Below are 21,459 nucleotides of genomic sequence, written 5' to 3' on the forward strand. Positions count from 1 at the left end.
ATGAACCCCCTACACCGCTCCGCGACCTCCCCCTTGCAGGGGGAGCACACCAGCGGCCCGGCAGAGCCGGTTCTGCAGCGTGTGCTGGACCAGCGCGTCCAGACCCTGGTGGACTTCTACAAGCACGTGCAGACCGAGCGCATGGTGGGCATTCCCTTGCTCAACCCGGCGCTGTCGGTCGAGGCGGTCGGTTTTGCATGGGCGGGTGGTGCTGAAGAGGGGTCAGAGCCGGTGGCCGAGGGCGTGTTGATCACACCCTGGTTCATGAGCCTGCTGCGGCTGCCCGCCACGAACCTGCCTCACGAAAACCGGGTGACACGCAGTTTCGTGCGTGAATTCGGCAGCGAGCGCTTCGATTTCATCGGCGCGCACGATCCCGCCGTCGGTTACCACGAGACCTGCGCGCTGTTTTCCCCCATGAATGGCTTCAACAGCCAGGACCTGGCGCGGGAGACCGCGCTGGCCTCGCTCGCTCTGACCCGAGCGGCGCCGCCCGAACCGATCACCCCCTTGCCAGAGCCCAGCGCCCTGCCGGCGCGCCGCGCCTTCTTGCTCGGTCGCCGGGGAGCGCTCGCGCCATGAACACCACGTTCGCACCCACCGGACTCGCAGACCTTGCCGGTCGGCTGCGCGTGTCACCGGGCGCGCCGCTGCCGCTCAGCCTGCGCAGCTCGCGCCAGGACTGGGCTGCGCGCCTGGCGCCAGGCCAGCCGGTGGCGGCCTTGCCCGGTCTGGTGGCCAGCCTGTTCAACCTCTGTGGCCACGCGCATCGCTTGTGCTCCCTGCTCGCCATCGATGCCGCAGCGCACGGCTTGCTGAGCACACCGCCAGCCGTGGACCAGCGTCTGCGCACCGAGACCGCGCAGGAACACATCCGCCGCATGGGCCTGGACTGGCCGCGTCTGCTGGCCACCGACACGCCCGGACCGCAGGCTGCCCAGGCGCATGCCGCGCTGTCTTGTTGTCCGCTGCTCGTCGCCGCAGCCTCGCCCACCCCCTGGCCAGCCACGCTCGCCTGGCTGCAGGAACAGCTGCTGCACATGCCCGCCGCCACATGGCTCCGGGCCTGGCAGGCGTCCGGTGCCGACTGGCTGCTCGATTGGAGTTGCCGCCACACCGGCTGGTTGCCCGCGTTGCTGTGCGCCGCCCGCGCGGTTGACACCGGCACACCGCTGCAACCAGCCGCCGCGCTGCGCGCCCACGCCGACGTGTTGGACCAACGCAGCCTGTCCGCTGCGCTGGCGCTGCAGCCCGCCTTCGCGCTGTGCCCGCAGTGGCACGGCGCCAGCGCCCACACCGGCAGCTGGACACGACTGAACGGCATGGACGTCGGGCTGCCGCTGAGTCCCTGGGCCTTGCTGGGCAGTCGCCTGGCCGAGTTGATCCGCCTGTGCCAGCCCGACGCGCCGGGCCTGAGCGGTGCGGGCTGGCTGTCTTTCGGCGCGCTGAACACCGGGCCGCGCCAAGGCCTGGCCTGGGTGGAAATGGCGCGTGGCCTGCTGGTGCACCAGGTGGAGATCGATACACCCCTGGGCGATGCGCCGGCGCGGGTGCTGGCCTGCCGCGTGCTTGCGCCCACCGATTGGAATTTTCACCCGCAGGGCGTGGTGGCGCAACACATCGCCGAATTGAACGCGAGCGAGCCAGCGGCCACGGTGGATCGCCGCGTGCGCCTGCTCATGGCGGCGTTCGACCCCTGTGTGCCGTTTGACGTGGCGCACCCGCTGGCTGCCGCTCAGGAGGTGCCACATGCATGAAGTCAGTCTGGCCGGCGGTGTGTTGAAGCTGGTCGAAGACACGGCCCTGCGCGAGCGCTTCTCGCGTCTGCTATCGCTGCGGCTCGAAGCCGGTCAGCTCGCGGGGGTGGACGCGCGCGCCCTGCGTTTCGCGCTGGAGTGCCTGGCGCCCGGTACGGTGCTCGAGGGCGCCCAGATTGACATCGAAGAACCCCCCGGCCAGGCCTGGTGCCTGGGCTGCACCCAGACTGTGGCTATCGCCCAGCGCGGCGACGCCTGTCCGGCCTGTGGCAGCTACCAGCTACAGCCTACTGGCGGCATGGCCTTGCGTGTGCTGGACATGCAAGTGAGCGATGATTGATTGTTTGATTTAATGAACCAGGAGAACCAACATGTGTGTCGTGTGCGGATGCAGTAACAACAGCGTGGCCCATGCCCGGCATGTGCAGAGCCAGGCGGGCGAAGCCGGCGTGGTGCAGGTCAACCCCGGCAATGGCGACTTGCATTTTGGTGCCGGAGCGGCCCGCGTATCGGTGCCCGGTATGAGCCAGGCGCGCGCCATCCAGCTGGAGACCGACATTCTCGGCGCCAACAACCGCGTGGCGGTGCAGAACCGCGCGCATTTCGAAGCGCACGGCGTGACCGCGCTCAACCTGGTGTCCAGCCCCGGCTCGGGCAAGACCACGCTGCTGTGCGCGACCATCGAAGCCTTGAAGAGCCACGCGCCAGGTCTGCACGTCGCGGTGATCGAAGGCGATCAGCAGACCAGTTTCGATGCCGACCGCATTCGCGCCACCGGCGCCCCCGCCATCCAGGTCAACACCGGCAAGGGCTGCCACCTCGACGCGCCCATGGTGAGCGAAGCCTTTGCACAGTTGCACAGCCACGACGGCCACGCCCATGGGCACGGTCATGCACACGATCACCACCACGGCGATGCCCACAGCCTGCTGTTCATTGAAAACGTGGGCAACCTGGTCTGTCCTGCGGTCTGGGACCTGGGCGAGGCCGCCAAGGTGGCCATTCTCTCGGTGACCGAGGGCGAGGACAAACCGCTCAAGTACCCCGACATGTTCGCCGCCGCGCGGCTCATGGTGCTCAACAAGATCGACCTGCTGCCGCACGTGCAGTTCGACGTGGCGCGCTGCATCGAACTGGCGCGGCGCGTGAACCCCACCATCGAGATCTTGCAGCTCTCGGCCACCACCGGCGAAGGCATGGACGCCTGGCTGCACTGGCTGGACCACGCCATGGGTCACGGCCATCACCACCACGAAGAGCCCGCGCCATCGGTCTCGGAATCGGCGCTGCGGGATCGGGTGCAGCAGCTCGAAGCCGAGCTGGCCAAAGCCCGCGCAGCATTGAGCCCCCACACTCCGCCGCTGCGCGGGTCGCTGCCCCTCGAGGGGGCTGGTTTCGCCTTGGGGCGGCCCGGCGGCGAAACCGCCCTCTCCGCCGACGCCTCGATCTGACGCCATGAACACCACGCCTGTGCCCACCGTGCTCGCCTGCGGCGCCTGGCTGAAAAATGCCGCCTGCCTGCTGGTGAACGGCGCACCCGTGTGGTCGGCGGTGCACGGCGACCTCAGCGACCCCGCCGCCTGTGCCGCGCTGGAGACGTCGGTGCAGCGCCTGCTGGCCGAACACGGTGCGCCCATTGCCGCCGTGGCACACGATCTGCATCCAGACTTCTTCAGCACCCAACTCGCGGTGCAGTTGGCGGCTTCGCTCGGTGTGCCCGCTATCGGCGTCCAGCACCACCATGCGCACATCGCGGCGGTGGTGGCCGAGCACGGCCTCGCGGAACCGGTGATCGGTCTCGCGCTGGATGGCGTGGGTCTGGGTACAGACGGGCAGGCCTGGGGCGGTGAATTGCTCTGGGTGGACGGCGCGCAGTGGCAGCGCCTGGGCCATCTGCTCCCGCTGGCCCTGCCCGGCGGCGACCGCGCCGCGCGCGAGCCCTGGCGCATGGCGGCCAGCGCGTTACACGCGCTGGGCCGGGGCGGGCAGATCACCACCCGCTTCGCACCGCACGTGGGCGAGGCTGTGGCCGCGGGGGTGCAGCAGATACTGGCCAAGAGCTTGAACTGCCCCACCACCAGCAGTGCTGGCCGCTGGTTCGACGCGGCGGCCGGCGCGCTGGCCTTCAGCGTTCGCCAGGCCGACGAAGCCCAGGCCGCCATCGCGCTCGAAACCGCCGCCGCCCGCTGGCTCGCCCAACACCCACACACCACCCCGCAGCCCAGCGCGGTCATCGACGCGCAGAACCGCCTGGACCTGCGCGGCCTCATGCCCGCTTTGTTCGATGCCGACGCCACGGGTGCGGACGCCGCTGCCGCGGGCTTTCACCTCGCGCTGGCCGACGCACTGGCTGCATGGGCTACGCGCGCCGCCCGCGAACGCGGCTGCCGCGACGTGTGCCTGGGCGGTGGCTGCTTCTTCAACCGCATCCTGCGCGAGCGCGTGACCGAGCGCCTGCAAGCGGCGGATCTGCGTGTGCACCGACCGCTGGAAAAAGGCTGCGGCGACGCCGGCCTCGCGATCGGTCAGGCCTGGGTCGCGGCGCAGCAACGGGCAGCGACCCCACAGAACATTTCGTCAAAGGAAACCGAACCATGTGCCTAGCCATTCCCGCTCAACTGGTGGAGTTGCGCCCCCACGACCAAGCCGTGGTGAACCTCGGCGGCATCCGCAAAGAGATTTCCATCGCCCTCGTGGCCGACGTGAAGGTGGGTGACTACGTGATCGTTCACGTGGGCCACGCCATCGGCGTGCTTGACCCTGAAGAGGCGCTGAGCACGCTGGCGCTGTTTGCCGACATCGCCCGGTTCGCGTCCGATCCCACACCGGAGGACGGGACCCGCGCCGGGCCGCCCCAAGCGGGGCCAGCCCCCTCGGGGGGCAGCGAATCGCGCAGCGGTGAAGCGCGGGGGCTCAAGCAACTCAGCGCCGGGCCGCCCCAAGCGGGGCCAGCCCCCTCGGGGGGCAGCGAATCGCGCAGCGGTGAAGCGCGGGGGCTCAAGCAACTCAGCGCCGGGCTGCCCCAAGCGGGGCCAGCCCCATCGGGGGGCAGCGAATCGCACAAAGCGGGGAGCGTGGGGGTGGAGGTGCCAGCATGAAATACATCGACGAATTCCGCGATGGCGAGCTCGCCCGCCAGATCGGCGCGCGCATCGCCGCCGAAGCGCTCCCGCAGCGCCACTACAGCTTCATGGAGTTCTGTGGCGGCCACACCCATGCCATCAGCCGGTACGGCGTTCTCGAGCTGCTGCCGCCCAATGTGCGCATGATCCACGGCCCGGGTTGCCCGGTCTGCGTACTGCCCATTGGTCGCATCGACCTGGCGATCCGTTTGGCCCTGGAGCGCGGCGCCATCGTCTGCACCTATGGCGACACCATGCGCGTGCCCGCCAGCGACAGCCTCTCACTCATCAGGGCCAAGGCGCGCGGCGGCGACATCCGCATGGTCTATTCCGCGGCCGACGCGCTGGCCATCGCGCGCGCGAACCCGCAGCGCGAGGTGGTGTTCTTCGCCATCGGTTTCGAGACCACCACGCCGCCCACGGCGCTCGCCATCCGCGATGCGGCGCGCGAAGGCCTGGCCAACTTCAGCGTGTTGTGCTGCCACGTGCTCACGCCCTCGGCCATCACCCACATCCTCGAATCGCCCGAGGTGCGCCAACTCGGCACCGTGCCGATCGACGGCTTCATCGGCCCGGCACACGTGAGCATCGTGATCGGCTCCGCGCCCTACGACCACTTCGCCGAGGAATACCGCAAGCCGGTGGTGATCGCCGGCTTCGAACCGCTGGATGTGATGCAAGCCATCCTGATGCTGGTGCGCCAGGTCAACGAAGGCCGTGCCCATGTGGAAAACGAGTTCACCCGCGCCGTCACGCCCGAAGGCAACCTCAAGGCCCAGGCCCTGGTGTCCGAGGTGTTCGAGCTGCGGCCCAGCTTCGAGTGGCGCGGCCTGGGTGAGGTGCCCTACAGCGCGCTCAAGATCCGCGAGGCGTTTGCCACCTTCGACGCCGAACGCCGTTTTGACCTGAACTACACGCCCGTGGCCGACAACAAGGCTTGCGAGTGCGGCGCGATCCTGCGCGGCGTGAAGAAGCCAACCGACTGCAAGATCTTCGGCACCGTCTGCACGCCGGAAAACCCGGTCGGGTCCTGCATGGTGTCCAGCGAAGGCGCCTGCGCCGCGCACTACACCTACGGCCGCTTCCGAGACATTCCCATTGTCCCGGCCACCGCCACCGCCGCTGCCATCGAGGAGGCCACCCCGTGAGAGCCGACATCGAGCAACCCCCCGGCGGCGAGGCGCCCGCGCCCAAGCCGGTGAAGAAGAATTACATCCGTCCGCTGGACATCAAACACGGCCGCATCGACATGGGCCACGGCGCGGGCGGCAAGGCCGCGGCGCAACTGATCGAAGAGCTGTTCCTGGCCGCCTTCGACAATGCGTTCCTGCGCCAGGGTGACGACGCTGCGGTGCTGGCCCTGCCCGCGTTCGACCCGGCGCAGGGCCGCCTCGTCATGGCGACCGACGGTCATGTGATTTCGCCGCTGTTTTTCCCCGGCGGCGACATCGGCTGTCTCTCGGTGCACGGCACGGTCAACGACGTGGCGATGATGGGCGCGCAGCCGCTGTACCTGAGCGCGAGCTTCATCATCGAAGAAGGTTTTCCACTGATCGAGCTGCAGCGCATCGTGCGGTCCATGGCGGCCGCGGCGCGCCAGGCCGGTGTGCCGGTGGTGACCGGCGACACCAAGGTGGTGGAGAAAGGCAAGGGCGACGGCGTGTTCATCAGCACCACCGGTGTCGGCGTGCTGCCGCCGGGCGTGCAGATCAGCGGGCGCCATGCGCGCCCGGGCGACGTGCTGCTGCTCTCCGGCAGCATCGGCGACCACGGTGTGGCCGTGCTCTCGCAGCGCGAGTCGCTGGCCTTCGAGACCACGATCGAGAGCGACACCGCCGCGCTGCACACCCTGGTGGCGGCCATGCTGGCGGCAGCACCGGGCGCCGTGCACGTGCTGCGCGACCCCACGCGCGGCGGCCTGGCCACCACGCTCAACGAAGTGGCGCGCCAGTCGGGTGTGGGCATGCTGCTGCAAGAGGCCGCCATTCCCGTGAAGCCGCAGGTGGACGCGGCCTGCGAACTGCTGGGCCTGGACCCGCTGTATGTGGCCAACGAAGGCAAGCTGATCGCGGTGGTGGCGCCCGAGTTCGCAGACACGGTGCTCGCTGCGATGCGCGCGCACCCGCTGGGGCAGGACGCCGCGCGCATCGGCGAGGTCACGGCCGACCCGCACCACTTCGTGCAGATGGCCACGCGCTTCGGCGGCCGCCGGGTGGTGGACTGGCTCAGTGGAGAGCAACTGCCGAGGATTTGTTGATCCCCCCGCCGCGCTGCGCGCGACCCCCCAGGGGGCAACGCTGGCGGCCCGGCGAAGCCGGTTCCGCGGCGTTCTGGGTGGGTCGCTGCACGCGCTTCGGGCGCTTGCATGGGTCATGCTCCGTTGTGTTTGCCGATTTGCTTGAAAACGTCACCTGAGAACCCCTTGCGCATCCTCCTGCTCTGCCACAGCTTCAACAGCCTCAGCCAGCGGCTGTTCGCCGAGCTGCGCGCGCACGGCCACACCCTGAGTGTGGAGCTTGACATTGCCGACAGCGTGACCGAAGAGGCAGTGGCGCTGTTCCGGCCCGACCTGGTGCTGGCACCGTTCCTCAAGCGCCGCATCCCGCCAACGGTGTGGCAGCGCGTGACCTGCCTGGTGGTGCACCCCGGCCCGCCGGGCGACCAGGGGCCGTCTGCGCTGGACTGGGCGGTCTGGCGCGGTGAGCCGCACTGGGGCGTAACGGTGCTGCAGGCCAATGGCGATTTCGACGCCGGCCCGGTCTGGGCCCATGCCTCGTTTGACATGCGCCCTGCAACAAAAGGCAGCCTGTACCGCCGCGAGGTCACGCAGGCCGCGTGGCGGGCCACTCTGGCCGCCGTGCAGCGCTTTGCGGGTGGCGAGCGCTCAGCCCCGGCGTTGCCAGACGACGCACCGCTGGTGCGCTGGCAGCCGCTGCTGCGCCAGAGCGAACGCGCGATCCACTGGGCCACCGAAAGCACCACCAGCGTGCTCGCCAAGCTCCGCAGCGGCGACGGCCAGCCCGGCGTGTTCGACACGCTGTGGGGTCAAGCCTGTTACCTGGGCGATGCCCACCCGGCCAGCGCCGCCGCCATGGCCGAATTCAGCGACGCCGAACCCGGTGCCATGCTGGCCGTGCGCGAAGGCGCGCTGCTGCGCTGCACGGTGGACGGTGGCGTCTGGATCGGTCAGGCCCGGCGCGCCGACCCGCCCGGCACGCCGCCCGCGCTGGGCAGCTTCAAGCAGGTGGCGGCCGAGCTGTTCGCCAGGGAAGCGGAATGCCTGCCGCAGCGCCCGGTGCCACTGGTGCGGGCAGCGGACGAGTGGGGCGAATTGCGCTACACCGAGCACGGCCCGGAGCGCGCGCGCGTGGGCTGCCTGAGCTTCGACTTCTACAACGGTGCCATGTCCACCGCCCGCTGCGAGCGCCTGCGCGCCGCGTTGCTGCAGGTGCGCGAGCGGCCCACGAAAGTGCTGCTGTTGCTGGGCGGCGACGGGTTTTTCAGCAACGGCATCGACCTCAACAGCATCGAGGCCGCCGCGCACCGCCCCGGCGACAGCGCCGCCGATGCCTCGTGGCGCAACATCCAGGCCATGAACGACGTTGCGCTGGCGGTGCTGCAGACCACCGACCGGCTCACGGTCAGTGTGCTGCGCGGCAACGCCGGCGCGGGTGGCGCCTTTCTCGCGCTGGCGGCCGACCAGGTGTGGGCGCACGGCAGCGTGGTGCTCAACCCGCACTACAAGAACATGGGCAACCTTTACGGCTCCGAATACTGGACCTACCTGCTGCCGCGCCGCCTGGGCGAGGCCGGCGCGAAGGCGCTGATGGCGCAGCGCCTGCCATTGCTGGCCGGCGAGGCCGCGCGCATGGGCTTGATCGACCTCTGCGACGACCAGGCGCGCGCGGGCTTCGAAGCGCGCTGCTTACAACGCGCACTGGCGCTTGCAGCCTCCTACAATCTGCCTGAGAGGCTGGCGGCCAAGCAGGCCACGCGCGAGCGCGACGAAGCCCACCGCCCGCTGGCCCACCACCGAGAACAGGAACTGGCGCGCATGCACCGCAACTTCTACGGCTTCGATCCCAGCTACCACGTGGCGCGCCACCATTTCGTGCACAAGCAGCCGCACGCCTGGACGCCGCGACACCTGGCCACGCACCGTTGAAATCCCATTTGTCCCCCGACGCCCTGCCCACCGTGCTGGTGGTGGACGACGAGGTGCGTTCGCAGGACGCGCTGAGGCGCACGCTGGACGAGGACTTCACGGTCTTCACTGCCAGCAGCGCCGACGAGGCGCGCGGCCTGCTGCAGCGCCAGCCGGTGAGCGTGATCCTGTGCGACCAGCGCATGCCGGGCATGACCGGCGTGAACTTTCTCAAGGATGTGCGCGAGCAGTGGCCCGACGTGGTGCGCATCGTCATCTCGGGCTACACCGATTCCGAAGACATCATCGCGGGCATCAACGAGGCCGGCATCTACCAGTACATCCTGAAACCCTGGTCGCCCGACCACCTGTTGGAGTCGGTGCGCAACGCGGTCGAGGCGCAGGCGCTGCAGCGTCAGACCAGCCGGCTCGACCTGGAGCTGCGCACCAACACGCGCGTGCTGCGCCAGCGCACCGCCGCCCAGATGGCGCAGGCGCGCAGCAGCTTCGGCTTCGACCGCCTCGTGCGTGCGCCCGGCAGCCCGCTGGACCAGGTGTGCAACATGGCACAGCGCGCCGCGCGTTACGACATCCCGGTGCTCGTGCTGGGCGAATCGGGCACGGGCAAGGAACTGCTGGCGCGAGCCATCCACTACGCCTCGCCGCGGAGCACCGGCCCCTTTGCGGTAGAGAACTGCGCGGCCATTCCCGACACGCTGCTCGAATCCGAGCTCTTTGGCCACAAGCGCGGCGCTTTCACGGGCGCGTATGAAGACCATCGGGGCCTGTTCCAGCGCGGCGATGGCGGCACCGTTTTTCTCGACGAGATCGGCGAGACGTCCCCCGCCTTCCAGGTTAAGCTGCTGCGCGTGTTGCAGGAGGGCGAGGTGCGGCCCGTGGGCGGTGCGCGCCCGGTGCCGGTGGACGTGCGCCTGATCGCTGCCACCCACCGCCAGCTGGAGCAGCGCGTGCGCGATGGCCTGTTCCGCGAAGACCTCTACTACCGCATCGCCGGCATCACGATCACCGTGCCGCCGCTGCGCGATCGCGTGGCCGACATCCCGCCCATCGCGCACCAGTTGGTGCATGACGTGGCCGCCGAGTTGGGGCACCCGGGCGCGATCCTGCCCGACGAAGCCATGGCCTGCCTGGTGGCCTACCCCTGGCCGGGCAACATCCGCGAGCTGCGCAATGAAATCGCGCGGGCGTTGGCCCTGCACGACGGCGCGCGGCTGGACGCCGCGGCGTTCTCCAGCCGGGTGCTGCAAGGCCGCGCATCGGGCACGGCCGACGACCTCACCGCCGCCATCCCCCAAAGCGGCACGCTGAGCGAGCGGCTGAACGTGATCGAGGCGATGCTGCTGCGCGAAACCCTGCTGCGCCACCGCTGGAACAAGACCCGAGCGGCCCAGGAACTGGGCCTCTCCCGCGTGGGTCTTCGCGCCAAAATACAGCGCTTCGGATTGGAGCCGAAGTGAGGTCCACCTCCGTCGCTTGCGCCTTGCGCGTAGCCGCATCCCACCTCAAGGGGGTGACGCCAGTGGCACGGCAAAGCCAGTTCCGCGGCGTCTGCCGGATGGAGGTGTCGCTGTGAAGCATGGCGCTGGTCTCAACGTTTTGTGGCTTCAGTCGGGCGGTTGCGGCGGCTGCAGCATGTCGCTGCTGTGCGCCGACACCCCCGATTTCCGGGGCCACCTGCGCGATGGTGGCGTGAACTTGCTGTGGCACCCCTCGCTGTCGATGGCGAGTGGCGAAGAGGTGATCGCGCTCCTGCACGCGGTGCTGGACGGCAGCACCCGGCTCGACGCGCTGTGCGTCGAAGGCTCGCTGCTGCGCGGCCCGAACGGCACGGGGCGCTTTCACATGCTGGCCGGTACCGGCCTGCCCATGATCCACTGGGTGCGCGAGCTGGCGGCGAAAGCGAAACACGTGCTGGCCGTCGGCAGCTGCGCGGCCTGGGGTGGCATCACCGCCGGCGGCGACAACCCCACCGACGCCTGCGGCCTGCAGTACGAAGATGACCGCACCGGAGGACTGCTCGGAGCGGATTTCCGCTCCAGCAGCGGCCTGCCGGTGATCAACATCGCGGGCTGCCCCACGCACCCGAGCTGGGTGATTGACACACTCATGGCGCTGGCCGCCGACGGCTTTACGGCCGACGACCTGGACCCGCTGAACCGGCCGCGTTTCTATGCCGACCAACTGGTGCACCACGGCTGCACGCGCAACGAGTATTACGAGTTCAAGGCCAGCGCCGAAAAGCCGTCGGACCTCGGCTGCATGATGGAGCACATGGGCTGCAAAGGCACGCAGGTGCACGCTGATTGCAACACCCGGCTGTGGAACGGCGAGGGCAGCTGCACACGCGGCGGCTACGCCTGTATCGCCTGCACCGAGCCCGGCTTCCAGGAACCCGGTCACCCGTTCCACGAAACGCCCAAGCTCGCCGGCATTCCCATCGGCCTGCCGACCGACATGCCCAAGGCCTGGTTCGTCGCGCTGGCTTCCTTGTCCAAGAGCGCGACGCCGAAACGGGTGAAGAACAACGCGGTGGCGGATCACCTGGTGGTGATACCCGCCGTTCGAAAAACGAGGTTGAAATGAGTCGCCTGCTCGTCGGTCCGTTCAACCGCGTCGAAGGCGACCTCGAAGTCCAGCTCGACATCGCCGACGGCCGCGTCACCTCCGCCCAGGTGAACGCCACCATGTACCGCGGCTTCGAACAGATCCTGCAGGGCAAGGTGCCGCACGATGCGCTGGTCTATGTGCCGCGCATCTGCGGCATTTGTTCGGTGTCTCAGTCGGTGGCCTCGGCGCGTGCGCTGGCCGACCTGGCCGGCATCACCATGCCGGCCAACGGCCAGCACGCGACCAACCTGATCCTGGCGACCGAAAACCTGGCCGATCACCTGACGCACTTCTACCTGTTTTTCATGCCGGACTTCGCCCGCCCGGCTTACGCCGACCGGCCTTGGCACGTCGAAGCCCAACGCCGCTTCGCGCCCGACCACGGCGAGCAGGTGCGCGCGGCGACCGCTGCGCGCCAGCGCTGGTTCACGCTGGTGGGCACGCTGGGCGGCAAGTGGCCGCACACGCAGTCGGTAGAACCCGGTGGCTCCACCCGCGCCATTGATGCCGCCGAGCGCGTGCGCCTGCTGGCGAAAGTGCGTGAGTTCCGCAGTTTCCTGGAGCGCCAGCTGTTCGCCGCGCCGCTCGAAGCGGTGGCGGCGCTGACCAACGAAGCCGCGCTGTGGGGCTGGCACGCGCAGGACCCGCTGGGCGGCGACCTGCGCTTTTTCCTCACCCTCGTGCGCGACCTGCAACTCGACACGCTCGGCCCCGGACCGGGGCGTTACCTGAGTTATGGCGCTTATGCACAGTCGGGTGGTGGCTGGGCCTTGCCCGGTGGTGTGTGGCGCGCGCAGACCGGCGCGGTCGAAGTGCTGAACCCGCACCGCATCACCGAAGACGCCACCCACACCTGGCTGGCCCACGCGCGCGAGCCGCTGCATCCGCTGCACGGCATCACCCGCCCCGAGCCCGACAAGCCCGGCGCCTACACCTGGAACAAGGCGCCGCGCCTGGGTGGTGAAGTGGTTGAAACCGGCGCTGTTGCGCGCCAACTTGCCAGCGCCCAACCGTTGGTGCTGGACGCGGTGGTGCGCCACGGCGGCACGGTCTACACGCGCGTGCTGGCACGGCTGATCGAGCTCGCCCGCGTGGTGCCGCTGATGGAAGAATGGCTGCAGGCGATCCGACCGACCGAGGCCTTCTGCGTGCCGACCATACTGCCGGACGAGGGCAGTGGCGTAGGCCTGAGCGAGGCCGCGCGCGGCAGCCTGGGCCACTGGCTGGTGGTGCGGCGCGGGCGTATCGCGAACTACCAGATCGTCGCGCCCACCAGCTGGAATTTTTCGCCGCGTGACGCGCAGGGAACGCCCGGCGCGCTGGAGCAGGCGCTGGTGGATGCGCCGGTGCGCGATGGCGAGCAGACACCCATCGCCGTCCAACACATCGTGCGTTCGTTCGACCCCTGCATGGTCTGTACCGTGCACTGATATGGACACCCCCCTGCGCCGCTGTGCGGCTTCCCCCCGCTCTGGCGCGCCTTCGGCGCTGGGCAGGGGGACGGCGCCCGCGCCCCGGCGAAGCCGGTTTCGCGGCACCCCTGGACGAGGTGCTGTCCCGCGTTGCGAGGGCTTCTTTTCATCATGAGCAAAGACCGCGCCCCGAGCCCGCTGCCCACCGTGCCGATGGAGGGTGTGGACGATTCCACCTGGCTGGACGTGATCCAGAAGATGGACGAGGTCTACACCCGACTGATCGACGACGAGGTGGAGCTGGAGAAGAAGAACACCGAACTGGAGCAGTCGCAGCAGTTCATCTTCAGTGTGCTCACGTCGATGTCGGACGTGCTGGTGGTGTGCGACGAGCGCGGTTTGATCGAGCAGGCCAACGCGGCCTTGTGCGAGCTGGTCGGGCGCCACGAGGAACAGCTGCGCGGCAACTGCCTGGCCGATTTGCTGGCCGACGCCGCCAGCGTGGACGCCGCACGCGCCGCGATGGACTGCAGCGATACGCCGCGTTCAGGCCAGGGCATTGAGCTCAACTTGCTCGATCGCGAGGGTCAACCGGTGCCAGTCGATGCCAACTGCACGCCGCGCATTGGCCCCAGCGGGCGGCGTGTCGGCACCGTGTGGGTGGGTCGGCCCACGGCCGAACTCAAGCGCGCGTACCACGAGATGCGCTCCGCACACGAGGCCCTCAAGCGCACGCAGCAGCAGCTCCTGCATTCGGAAAAAATGGCCTCGCTCGGCCAGTTGGTGGCCGGCGTGGCGCACGAGCTGAACAACCCGATCAGCTTTGTGCTGGGCAATGTGCACGCGCTGCGCAAGTACTGCGACCGCCTGCAGACCTACATGGCCGCGCTGCACGCCCACGAGCCCGAGCCGGCGCTGCAGGCGCTGCGCCAGAAGCTGCGCATCGAACACCTGATGGGCGACCTGCCGTCCCTCATCGAAGGCACGCTGGAAGGCGCACAGCGCACCGCTGACATCGTGCACGGACTCAAACGCTTCTCGGCCATGGACCCGGAAGAGCGCACGCCGGTGAACCTGATCGAGGTGATTGAACGCGCCATTCATTGGGTGCAAAAAGGTCGACACTCACCCATGGATGTGCGCTGGCAGGCGGGCACGCCCTGCATCGTCATGGGCAGCGCAGGCCAGTTGCAGCAGGTGATGATGAATCTGTTGCAAAACGCATTCGACGCCGTGGGAGGCCTTGGTGCGGTGGCGCCATGCGTCTGGGTGTCTGTGGTTTGCGATGGCACCCGGGCCCGCGTGTGCGTGCGCGACAACGGACCCGGCATCCCGCCCGAGCACCTGCTGCGTATCTTCGATCCCTTCTTCACCACCAAGCCAGTGGGTAAGGGTACGGGTCTGGGCCTGTCGATCAGCTACGGCATCGTGGAGCAGCACGGCGGACGCTTGAGCGCATGCAACGCTGAAGGTAGGGGGGCCGAGTTCCAGATGGAGCTCCCTCTGGCAGGGGCCTGACGCGGGTGAGAGGTGTTCGCTGATGTCCGCTCATCAGCTTAAATAGCCCCCGATCGGCCTTGTAAAAGCCCGACAGCGGTTCTCATTTTGTGAGCGTTGGGTTCGGTGCGCACCCAGCCGTTGCGCAGGATGTTGCAGCAGTCGGAGCCGGAAGCTCCGGCTGCTGCGGTTCCCGTGACAATCGCCGCATGGAACTGCTGCTTGTCACCCTTGCCTCCCTGTTTGCCGGTTTTGTCGATGCCATCGTGGGTGGCGGCGGGCTCATTTTGGTGCCGGCGTTGTTTGCGGTGTTTCCCTCCACCCATCCCGCCACGCTGTTTGGCGTCAACAAAGGGGCTTCGGTGTGGGGCACCGCCGCAGCCACGTTGCAATACGCCCGGCGGGTTCAAATGCCCTGGCACGCGCTGCTGCCGGCGGCCGCCGTGGCGTTTGCCGGGTCGCTGGTGGGCGCCTGGACGGTGACCGTGATTTCACCCGACTTTTTGCGCCGCGCCTTGCCGCTGGTGCTGCTGGGTGTGCTGGCTTATACGCTGGCCAAAAAGCAGTTGGGCCACAGCCATGCGCCCCGCTTTACGGGCCGCCGGGAAGCGCTGGCGGCCAGCCTGCTGGGGGTGACCATTGGCTTTTACGATGGCTTCTTTGGCCCCGGCACCGGCAGTTTTTTCGTTTTTCTGTTTGTGCGCTGGTTGGGCTACGACTTCCTGCATGCCAGCGCCAGCGCCAAGCTGCTCAACACCGCGTCCAACCTGTCGGCGCTCATGTTGTTCGCCTGGAAAGGCCATGTGTGGTGGCATTTTGTGGTGGTGATGGCGGTGGCCAACGTGGCGGGCAGCTTGCTGGGCACCCGCCTGGCGCTGAAACACGGCAGCGGCTTCGTGCGCCAGGTGTTCATCGTGGTGGTGAGCGCGCTGATCTTGAAAACCACCTACGACGCCTGGCTGCGGTAAGCCGCCGGGGCGCTCACCCGCTCATGGGTCTGCGGGGGCTATAGTAGAAACACTATGGCGCAATCCCCCACTTCCTCTCTGTTGATGATTGAAGACGACGCCCGTCTGGCCCAGATGGTGGTTGACTACCTGGGCCAGTCGGGCTTTGCCGTGACCCACGCGCCCGACGGCGAGCAGGGTCTGGAACACCTGCAGTCGATGCTGCCCGAGCTGGTCATTCTGGACCTGATGATGCCCGGCATGGACGGCCTGGAAGTGTGCCGCCGCATCCGTGCCCTGCCGGGCGACGCCGCGCGCGTGCCGGTGATCATGCTCACCGCCAAGGGCGACCCGATGGACCGCATCATTGGCCTGGAAATGGGTGCCGACGACTACGTACCCAAACCCTTTGAGCCGCGCGAGCTGCTGGCGCGCATCCGCGCCGTGCTGCGCCGCCGCGGCGAGCCGGGCACCAACCACGCCACGCGCAGCACGCCGGTGCTGCGGTTTGGCTCGCTCGAAATCGACCGCGATGCCCGCACCGTGCAGGTGGGCGCCACCGCCTGTGAACTCACCTCGTACCAGTTTGACCTGCTGGTGGCCCTGGCCGAGCGCGCCGGGCGCGTGCTCACGCGAGACCAGATCATGGAGGCCGTGCGCGGGCGCGAGTTGGAAGCGTTTGACCGCTCCATTGACGTGCACATCGGCCGTATCCGCAACGCCATCGAGGCCGACAGCAAAGACCCCAAGCGCATCCTCACCGTGCGCGGCGTGGGCTATGTGTTTGCCAAACAGCAAGACTGATGGCACCCCGCCTGCACCCATTCATGTGCCATGACTGAACCCCGATGGATTCCCTGATCGGCCAAAAGCTCTACCTGCGCATTTGGCTCGCCGTGGTGGCCGCTGTGGCTGTGCTCGCCCTGGTGGTGGGCTGGCTTTGGCAGGTGGCGCTGGACCACGAGCGCGAGCAAAACGCCAGCCGCGCCGGGCGCGAAATTGTGCTGCGCAACAGCGCCGGCGACATCGTGGGCCAGGCGCCCGCCCGCGCCGTGCGCGTGCCCGGCGAAGGGCTTGAGTTTCAGGTCACCATGAAAGACGGGCAAACGCTCTACGTGCAGCTGCCCCGCGCCAACCGCCAGCCCGGCAGCCCGCTGCCCGCGCGCCGCACCCAGGCCTGGTTGCAATCCGCCCCCGGTTTTGCATGGCTGCTGGGCCTGGTGGCGCTGGCCGTGGCGCTGGGCGCCTACCCCATCGTGCGGCGCCTCACCAAGCGCCTTGAGGCCCTGCAAAAAGGCGTGGAGCGCTGGGGCAACGGCGACTTGTCCACCCGCTTGCCGGTACAAGGCCACGACGAAATCGCGTTTCTGGCCACCCGCTTCAACGCCGCCGCCGAGCGCGTGCAAACCCTGCTGCAATCGCACAAAGCGCTGCTGGCCAACGCCTCACACGAACTGCGCTCGCCCCTGGCCCGCATCCGCATGGGGCTGGAGCTGATGGGCCGCGACAGCGCCAGCGCCCCGCAGCGCCAGGAAATGGCGCGCAGCATCGAAGAGCTGGACCAACTCATTGACGAAATCTTGCTGGCCAGCCGCCTCGATGCCCGCGACGCCAACGACGCATCGGCTCTGGGCGCCACCGAAGAGGTCGACCTGGTGGGCCTGGCCGCCGAAGAGTGCGCCCGCACCGGCGCCGACCTCGACATCGCCCCCGGCGCTTCGCCCGTGCTGCTGCAAGGCCACGCCCGCCTGCTGCGCCGCCTGCTGCGCAACCTGCTTGAAAATGCCCGCCGCTATGGCACCAAAACCCCGCCGAGCATGGCTGACGAAGGCGCCGCCGCCGACGTGCGCCTGACCATGGCCCTGCTGGACACGCCCGGCAAACCCGGCAATACACCCGGTAAAAAACCGGGTGCGGGTCAGGCCCAAACCACGGTCGTGATCTGCGTCGAAGACCGCGGCCCCGGTGTGCCGCCCGACCAGCGCGAACGCATCTTTGAGCCGTTTTACCGCCTGCCCGGCGCCAGCGAACGCGAAGGTGGCGTGGGCCTGGGCCTGTCACTCGTCAAAACCATTGCCGAGCGCCACGGCGGCCACGTGCGCTGCGAAGCCCGAGAAGGCGGCGGCGCCCGCTTCGTGGTCGAACTGCCGCTCTGAAGGCGGGCCATTGTCAGCCAGCGGTCAAGTTTGTCTGCGTGCCGACAACCCGGCCTGAATTTTGGGTTTTATTACCTAAAAATATGTAACAACTCCCCCAAATAGGGGATTGGCGAAATTTATGCGGCAGCGCACAATTTACCCTGTTGCTGTCACAACACCGCGAAGAAAACGGATCCGGCAAACAAGATACGTCATCAAAAACGTTTGAATCTGGTCTCCCAACGACGTCCTTCCAAGGACTTTACAAAGCCACCGCAAGGTGGCTTTTTTTTGGCGTTCGGGTTTTACGACGCAGCTCACCCAGGAAGACCGTTTTGCTGATGGCTGACAAGGACTTACGGCTTACTCGGCGCAGAAAAGTGGCCGCCGTCCAAGCTTTTACAAATATCACCACTACGCGCTGGGTTGCTCCCTGAGCTTTTTCGCTTGGCTGCGAATACCCGCGAAGATTGACGTGGCCACATCCTCGGGGAAGTCGCCTGGTAGCCGTTTTTCGACGGCGGCTATTGCTGGCTCCACCCTATTCAGCAGCTCGTTGATGATGTCCTCGGCGTCTTCGCCCCATGCACACCTTGCCGCTGTTGTATTGAAGTGGCGCCGCATGATTTTTGCCAGATGGTAGTGGCGGCTTTTGCCAAGCATGGCCATTGCCAACTTTGCGTTCTGCCAGGGCAGCTGGTTGCCTTTCTTGCCAAGAATGGGCCAGGCAGACAGCACGTCGTACATGGGGGTCAGTGCATATTTGCCGCCCGCACCTACATGGATGCTGAAGTTTTTGGCGTGTCCGTCGGTGGCGGCCAGTAGCCAGAAGGTTATTTGGCTGGCCAGCAGTGTTTTCAGGTCGTCGCGTGCATTGTGGGAACCACTCAGTACCTGAGCAAGTTGCAGTATTCCTGGCCCGCCATCAGCTTCGTACTTTTGATGTGGACTGACCCCCAGTGCCTGGCAGAAGTCTTCCTGCGGAAGACGAAGAAGCCATTTGCCTGATGAGTGTTTTTTGCGGTCAAACCGCTCGACCACCAGAACCGGAGGATGGTCAGCAAAGGTCACGATGTCCGCCTGGGCTACTTCGAAGCCCAACGCCTTCATCAGCTTCAGACATAACCACTCGTTGTAGACAGACGTGAGCATGTCTGCCTGCATGTTGCCCACCAAGCCCAGTGGAAGCTTGAGGATGTGTGTGGTGGGCGTAGCACCCAGTGGGCGCATCCATTTGCCTCCGTGGCGAAGCAGTGCTGTTTTTTCTTGCGCACCGGCAATCGAGATGCGTAAGTCTTCGTCTTTTTGCTGTCCGAGGAAGACTCCGCCAGAGACCGTGGCGCGCAGCAATGCAGCCACATCTTCATCAGTGAGAACTTCTCCCGCGATGCGCTTGACGCCTGTCGGCTCCTCTTTGTCTTGCAGGAGTTGAATAGCTCCCACGCAGTCCCTGCCTATCGCTGCCAGCAGGTCAAAGGTATCCTCAGACCCTGCTGAGTACCGACTTGCCAGGCGCTTTCGGATGGCTGCGCTGTCTGGCAACAGGTTGGCAAAGAAATTCTCTACGCGCTCCCCCCGCAGAGGCTCGTTTCCCACGAGCGGGAGAGGCAAGGACAAGGACAGTGGGCGTGCATTTTCGGACTGCACCCAGCTCTCCGCGTAACGGAGCTCTGTCGGTCGGTGAGAGGCTGGTGACCAATGGCCGACGTGTTCACCGTTGACCCAGATGGATAGCGGCCGAGAGCGTGACGTACGACCCGCCATGTCACCACTCCCCCTTCTGGCGCCCTGGCTCCTTGGTGGTGGTTTCTTTTGCCTGGATGACTACTTGTAGCCCGAGTTGGTTGCACAGCGTTATCAGTTGGTCGACACTTAGCGCCCCTGGCTCCAGCTCAAGCTCCGAGATGCGTCGCTGGCTCAGGTCAACCCGGTTGGCGAGCTGTGCTTGTGTCAATTTGAGGCTTTTGCGCGCTCCTCGCAACAGCGACCCAAGCTGCGCGGCCGTTACAAGAGGTTGGGTTCGTGTAGTCATGCTTCCGCCTATTCATCATGCCAAATATAGCGCTTATTGCGCTAAATTGAAATTACCGGAATAGGCGCTAAATTGCTTGTAGCGGAATATTCGGTATGGCGTAAGGCGTCAACCTACTGCAGTTCAAAGGTCATCTCGTCGCCCGGCCAATAGGTCAGGCTTGCCCAAAGTCCTGGTTGCAGAGCTTGGGTCATTTGGCGTAGCAAGACCTGGTCGTTCCGCCCCGTGTGGCATGCTTGTGCACTGGCTATGCCCACTCTCCAACCCGTGGGGTCCATAGCAGCCACAAACGGCCTCGGTGCTCAGCCGTGCTCGACCTCAGAAGGTGTTTCAAATGACTTCCATGCCCCCCATTTGCCCCGTGATTCTTGCGGGTGGTTCCGGCACCCGTTTGTGGCCGCTGTCACGCGCGGGCTTTCCCAAGCAGTTTTTGTGTCTGGACGGCGCCCACAGCCTGTTTCAGCAAACCGCCATGCGCTTGGCAGGGCTGCGGTCAGCCGGTGTGGTGTTGCAGGCGCCTTTGGTGGTGGGCAATGAAGACCACCGTTTTTTGGTGCTGGAGCAATTGCGTGAAGTGAGCACTGACGCGGCCACGGTGCTGCTGGAGCCCATGGGGCGCAACACCGCGCCCGCGCTGGCACTGGCCGCGATGGCCGCGATGGCTCAGGGGCAAGACCCCGTGCTGGTGGTCACCCCGGCCGACCACGTGATCACCGACGAAGCGGCGTTCAGATCGGCTGTGACCACTGCCGTGGCCCATGCTGCGCAAGGGCAGATCGTCATTTTGGGCGTGGCGCCCACCCGGCCCGAGACCGGCTACGGCTACATACAGGTGCAGGGCGGGCAGCCCCATGCGGCATGGCCTGTGTTGCGCTTTGTCGAAAAACCCGACGCGGCCACTGCCCAGCGTTACGTGAAAGAGGGCGACTACCTGTGGAACGCGGGCATGTTTGTGGTGAAAGCCTCGGTGTGGCTCCAGGCACTTGAGCGTTTTCGGCCCGACATGGTGCAAGCCAGTCAGGCCGCCTGGGCGGCGCGCAGCACCGACGCATCGTTTGTGCGCCCCGGCAAAGCCGAGTTTGCCGCCATACCCGCCGACTCGATCGACTACGCCGTGATGGAGCACTGCCCGGGCAGCGGCCTGCCCATAAAGGTGGTGCCGCTCAACGCCGGTTGGAGCGACCTGGGCGCCTGGGACGCCGTGTGGGACGCGCTGCCCAAGGACGGCTTCGGCAACGCCACACAAGGCGACGTGCTGGCGGTCGACAGCCGCAACAACCTTGTGCACGCCAGCAGCCGCCTGGTCAGCGTGGTGGGGGTGAACGACCTGGTGGTGGTTGAAACCCCCGACGCCGTGTTGGTGGCGCACCGCGCCAGCGCCCAAGGCGTGAAACAGATCGTGGGCCTGCTGCAAGACCAGCACCGCGAAGAACACAACCTGCACCGCAAAGTGCACCGCCCTTGGGGCTGGTACGACAGTATTGACGAGTCTGAGCGCTTCAAGGTCAAGCGCATCCAGGTCAAGCCCAAGGCCAGCTTGAGCCTGCAAAAGCACTACCACCGCGCCGAACACTGGATCGTCGTCAAAGGCACCGCCGAAATCACCTGCGGCGACAAGGTGGTGGTCCTGACCGAAAACCAGTCCACCTACATACCACTGGGCGAAGTGCACCGCCTGTCCAACCCCGGCACCATCCCGCTAGAAATCATTGAAGTGCAGTCGGGCAGCTACCTGGGCGAAGACGATATTGTTCGGTTTGAGGACCGTTACGGGAGGTAACC

General features: G+C 67.0%; 18 protein-coding genes and 1 pseudogene. 17 read left to right on the plus strand and 2 right to left on the minus strand.

All coding sequences use genetic code 11. The annotated features are described in order from the left end of the window. From hybE to AC0GNR_RS06040, 16 genes and pseudogenes are all read left to right on the plus strand, one after another. Window positions 1-582, plus strand: coding sequence for a [NiFe]-hydrogenase assembly chaperone HybE (gene hybE, locus AC0GNR_RS05965; protein WP_472900071.1), 582 nt, complete (start codon window positions 1-3; stop codon window positions 580-582). Next, the gene (locus tag AC0GNR_RS05970) at window positions 579-1,757 is read left to right on the plus strand and encodes a hypothetical protein (RefSeq protein WP_472900072.1); all 1,179 of its coding nucleotides are present in this window, start codon (window positions 579-581) and stop codon (window positions 1,755-1,757) included. Before hybE ends, AC0GNR_RS05970 begins: the two co-directional genes overlap by 4 nt. Further along, window positions 1,750-2,097: a hydrogenase maturation nickel metallochaperone HypA/HybF gene (locus tag AC0GNR_RS05975; protein WP_304836631.1), complete on the plus strand. Its 348-nt coding sequence runs from the start codon at window positions 1,750-1,752 to the stop codon at window positions 2,095-2,097. Before AC0GNR_RS05970 ends, AC0GNR_RS05975 begins: the two co-directional genes overlap by 8 nt. A gap of 31 nt (window positions 2,098-2,128) precedes the next feature. Next, the gene (gene hypB / locus AC0GNR_RS05980; protein WP_304836628.1) at window positions 2,129-3,208 is read left to right on the plus strand and encodes a hydrogenase nickel incorporation protein HypB; all 1,080 of its coding nucleotides are present in this window, start codon (window positions 2,129-2,131) and stop codon (window positions 3,206-3,208) included. A gap of 4 nt (window positions 3,209-3,212) precedes the next feature. Beyond that, window positions 3,213-4,361, plus strand: a complete 1,149-nt coding sequence (locus AC0GNR_RS05985) for a Kae1-like domain-containing protein (protein ID WP_472900073.1) — start codon at window positions 3,213-3,215, stop codon at window positions 4,359-4,361. After that, a pseudogene (locus AC0GNR_RS05990) lies at window positions 4,352-4,573 on the plus strand (HypC/HybG/HupF family hydrogenase formation chaperone); the annotation flags it as partial. The gene AC0GNR_RS05985 and the pseudogene AC0GNR_RS05990, both read left to right, overlap by 10 nt. A 278-nt stretch (window positions 4,574-4,851) precedes the next feature. After that, window positions 4,852-6,027, plus strand: a complete 1,176-nt coding sequence (hypD, locus tag AC0GNR_RS05995; RefSeq protein WP_472900074.1) for a hydrogenase formation protein HypD — start codon at window positions 4,852-4,854, stop codon at window positions 6,025-6,027. Window positions 6,028-6,128: 101 nt separating this feature from the next. Next, window positions 6,129-7,136 (plus strand): hydrogenase expression/formation protein HypE, encoded by a 1,008-nt coding sequence (gene hypE, locus AC0GNR_RS06000; RefSeq protein WP_305334694.1) that lies wholly within the window; start codon window positions 6,129-6,131, stop codon window positions 7,134-7,136. 165 nt (window positions 7,137-7,301) lie between these two features. Next, the gene (locus AC0GNR_RS06005) at window positions 7,302-9,044 is read left to right on the plus strand and encodes an enoyl-CoA hydratase-related protein (RefSeq protein WP_472900075.1); all 1,743 of its coding nucleotides are present in this window, start codon (window positions 7,302-7,304) and stop codon (window positions 9,042-9,044) included. An 8-nt stretch (window positions 9,045-9,052) separates the two neighbouring features. Then, complete coding sequence (locus AC0GNR_RS06010; RefSeq protein WP_472900076.1) at window positions 9,053-10,501, plus strand: sigma-54-dependent transcriptional regulator; 1,449 nt, start codon at window positions 9,053-9,055, stop codon at window positions 10,499-10,501. Window positions 10,502-10,613: 112 nt separating this feature from the next. Then, entirely contained in the window at window positions 10,614-11,627 is a 1,014-nt protein-coding gene (locus AC0GNR_RS06015; RefSeq protein WP_304836610.1) for a hydrogenase small subunit, read from the plus strand. Beyond that, complete coding sequence (locus AC0GNR_RS06020) at window positions 11,624-13,081, plus strand: nickel-dependent hydrogenase large subunit (protein WP_305334659.1); 1,458 nt, start codon at window positions 11,624-11,626, stop codon at window positions 13,079-13,081. Before AC0GNR_RS06015 ends, AC0GNR_RS06020 begins: the two co-directional genes overlap by 4 nt. 153 nt (window positions 13,082-13,234) lie before the next feature. Then, complete coding sequence (locus AC0GNR_RS06025; protein ID WP_472900077.1) at window positions 13,235-14,581, plus strand: PAS domain-containing sensor histidine kinase; 1,347 nt, start codon at window positions 13,235-13,237, stop codon at window positions 14,579-14,581. Window positions 14,582-14,769: 188 nt separating this feature from the next. Continuing rightward, entirely contained in the window at window positions 14,770-15,528 is a 759-nt protein-coding gene (locus tag AC0GNR_RS06030) for a sulfite exporter TauE/SafE family protein (protein ID WP_472900078.1), read from the plus strand. A gap of 54 nt (window positions 15,529-15,582) precedes the next feature. Beyond that, the gene (locus tag AC0GNR_RS06035; protein ID WP_472900079.1) at window positions 15,583-16,311 is read left to right on the plus strand and encodes a response regulator; all 729 of its coding nucleotides are present in this window, start codon (window positions 15,583-15,585) and stop codon (window positions 16,309-16,311) included. 44 nt (window positions 16,312-16,355) lie between these two features. After that, window positions 16,356-17,663, plus strand: coding sequence for a sensor histidine kinase (locus AC0GNR_RS06040; protein ID WP_472900080.1), 1,308 nt, complete (start codon window positions 16,356-16,358; stop codon window positions 17,661-17,663). Between the two features lie 396 nt (window positions 17,664-18,059). Here AC0GNR_RS06040 and AC0GNR_RS06045 read toward each other — a convergent pair whose 3' ends face one another. Both AC0GNR_RS06045 and AC0GNR_RS06050 read right to left on the minus strand, forming a co-directional pair. Further along, window positions 18,060-19,409 (minus strand): type II toxin-antitoxin system HipA family toxin, encoded by a 1,350-nt coding sequence (locus AC0GNR_RS06045; RefSeq protein ID WP_472900081.1) that lies wholly within the window; start codon window positions 19,407-19,409, stop codon window positions 18,060-18,062. Window position 19,410: 1 nt separating this feature from the next. Next, window positions 19,411-19,677 carry a helix-turn-helix domain-containing protein gene (locus AC0GNR_RS06050; RefSeq protein ID WP_472900082.1) on the minus strand — a complete coding sequence of 89 codons (267 nt, stop codon included), beginning with the start codon at window positions 19,675-19,677 and terminating at the stop codon, window positions 19,411-19,413. A gap of 334 nt (window positions 19,678-20,011) precedes the next feature. On the opposite strand from AC0GNR_RS06050, the gene AC0GNR_RS06055 reads away from it, so the two are divergent. Continuing rightward, window positions 20,012-21,457 (plus strand): mannose-1-phosphate guanylyltransferase/mannose-6-phosphate isomerase, encoded by a 1,446-nt coding sequence (locus tag AC0GNR_RS06055; RefSeq protein ID WP_472900083.1) that lies wholly within the window; start codon window positions 20,012-20,014, stop codon window positions 21,455-21,457. The last annotated feature ends 2 nt before the right edge of the window (window positions 21,458-21,459 follow it).

Source organism: Hydrogenophaga sp. LT287 (genome assembly GCF_055702805.1).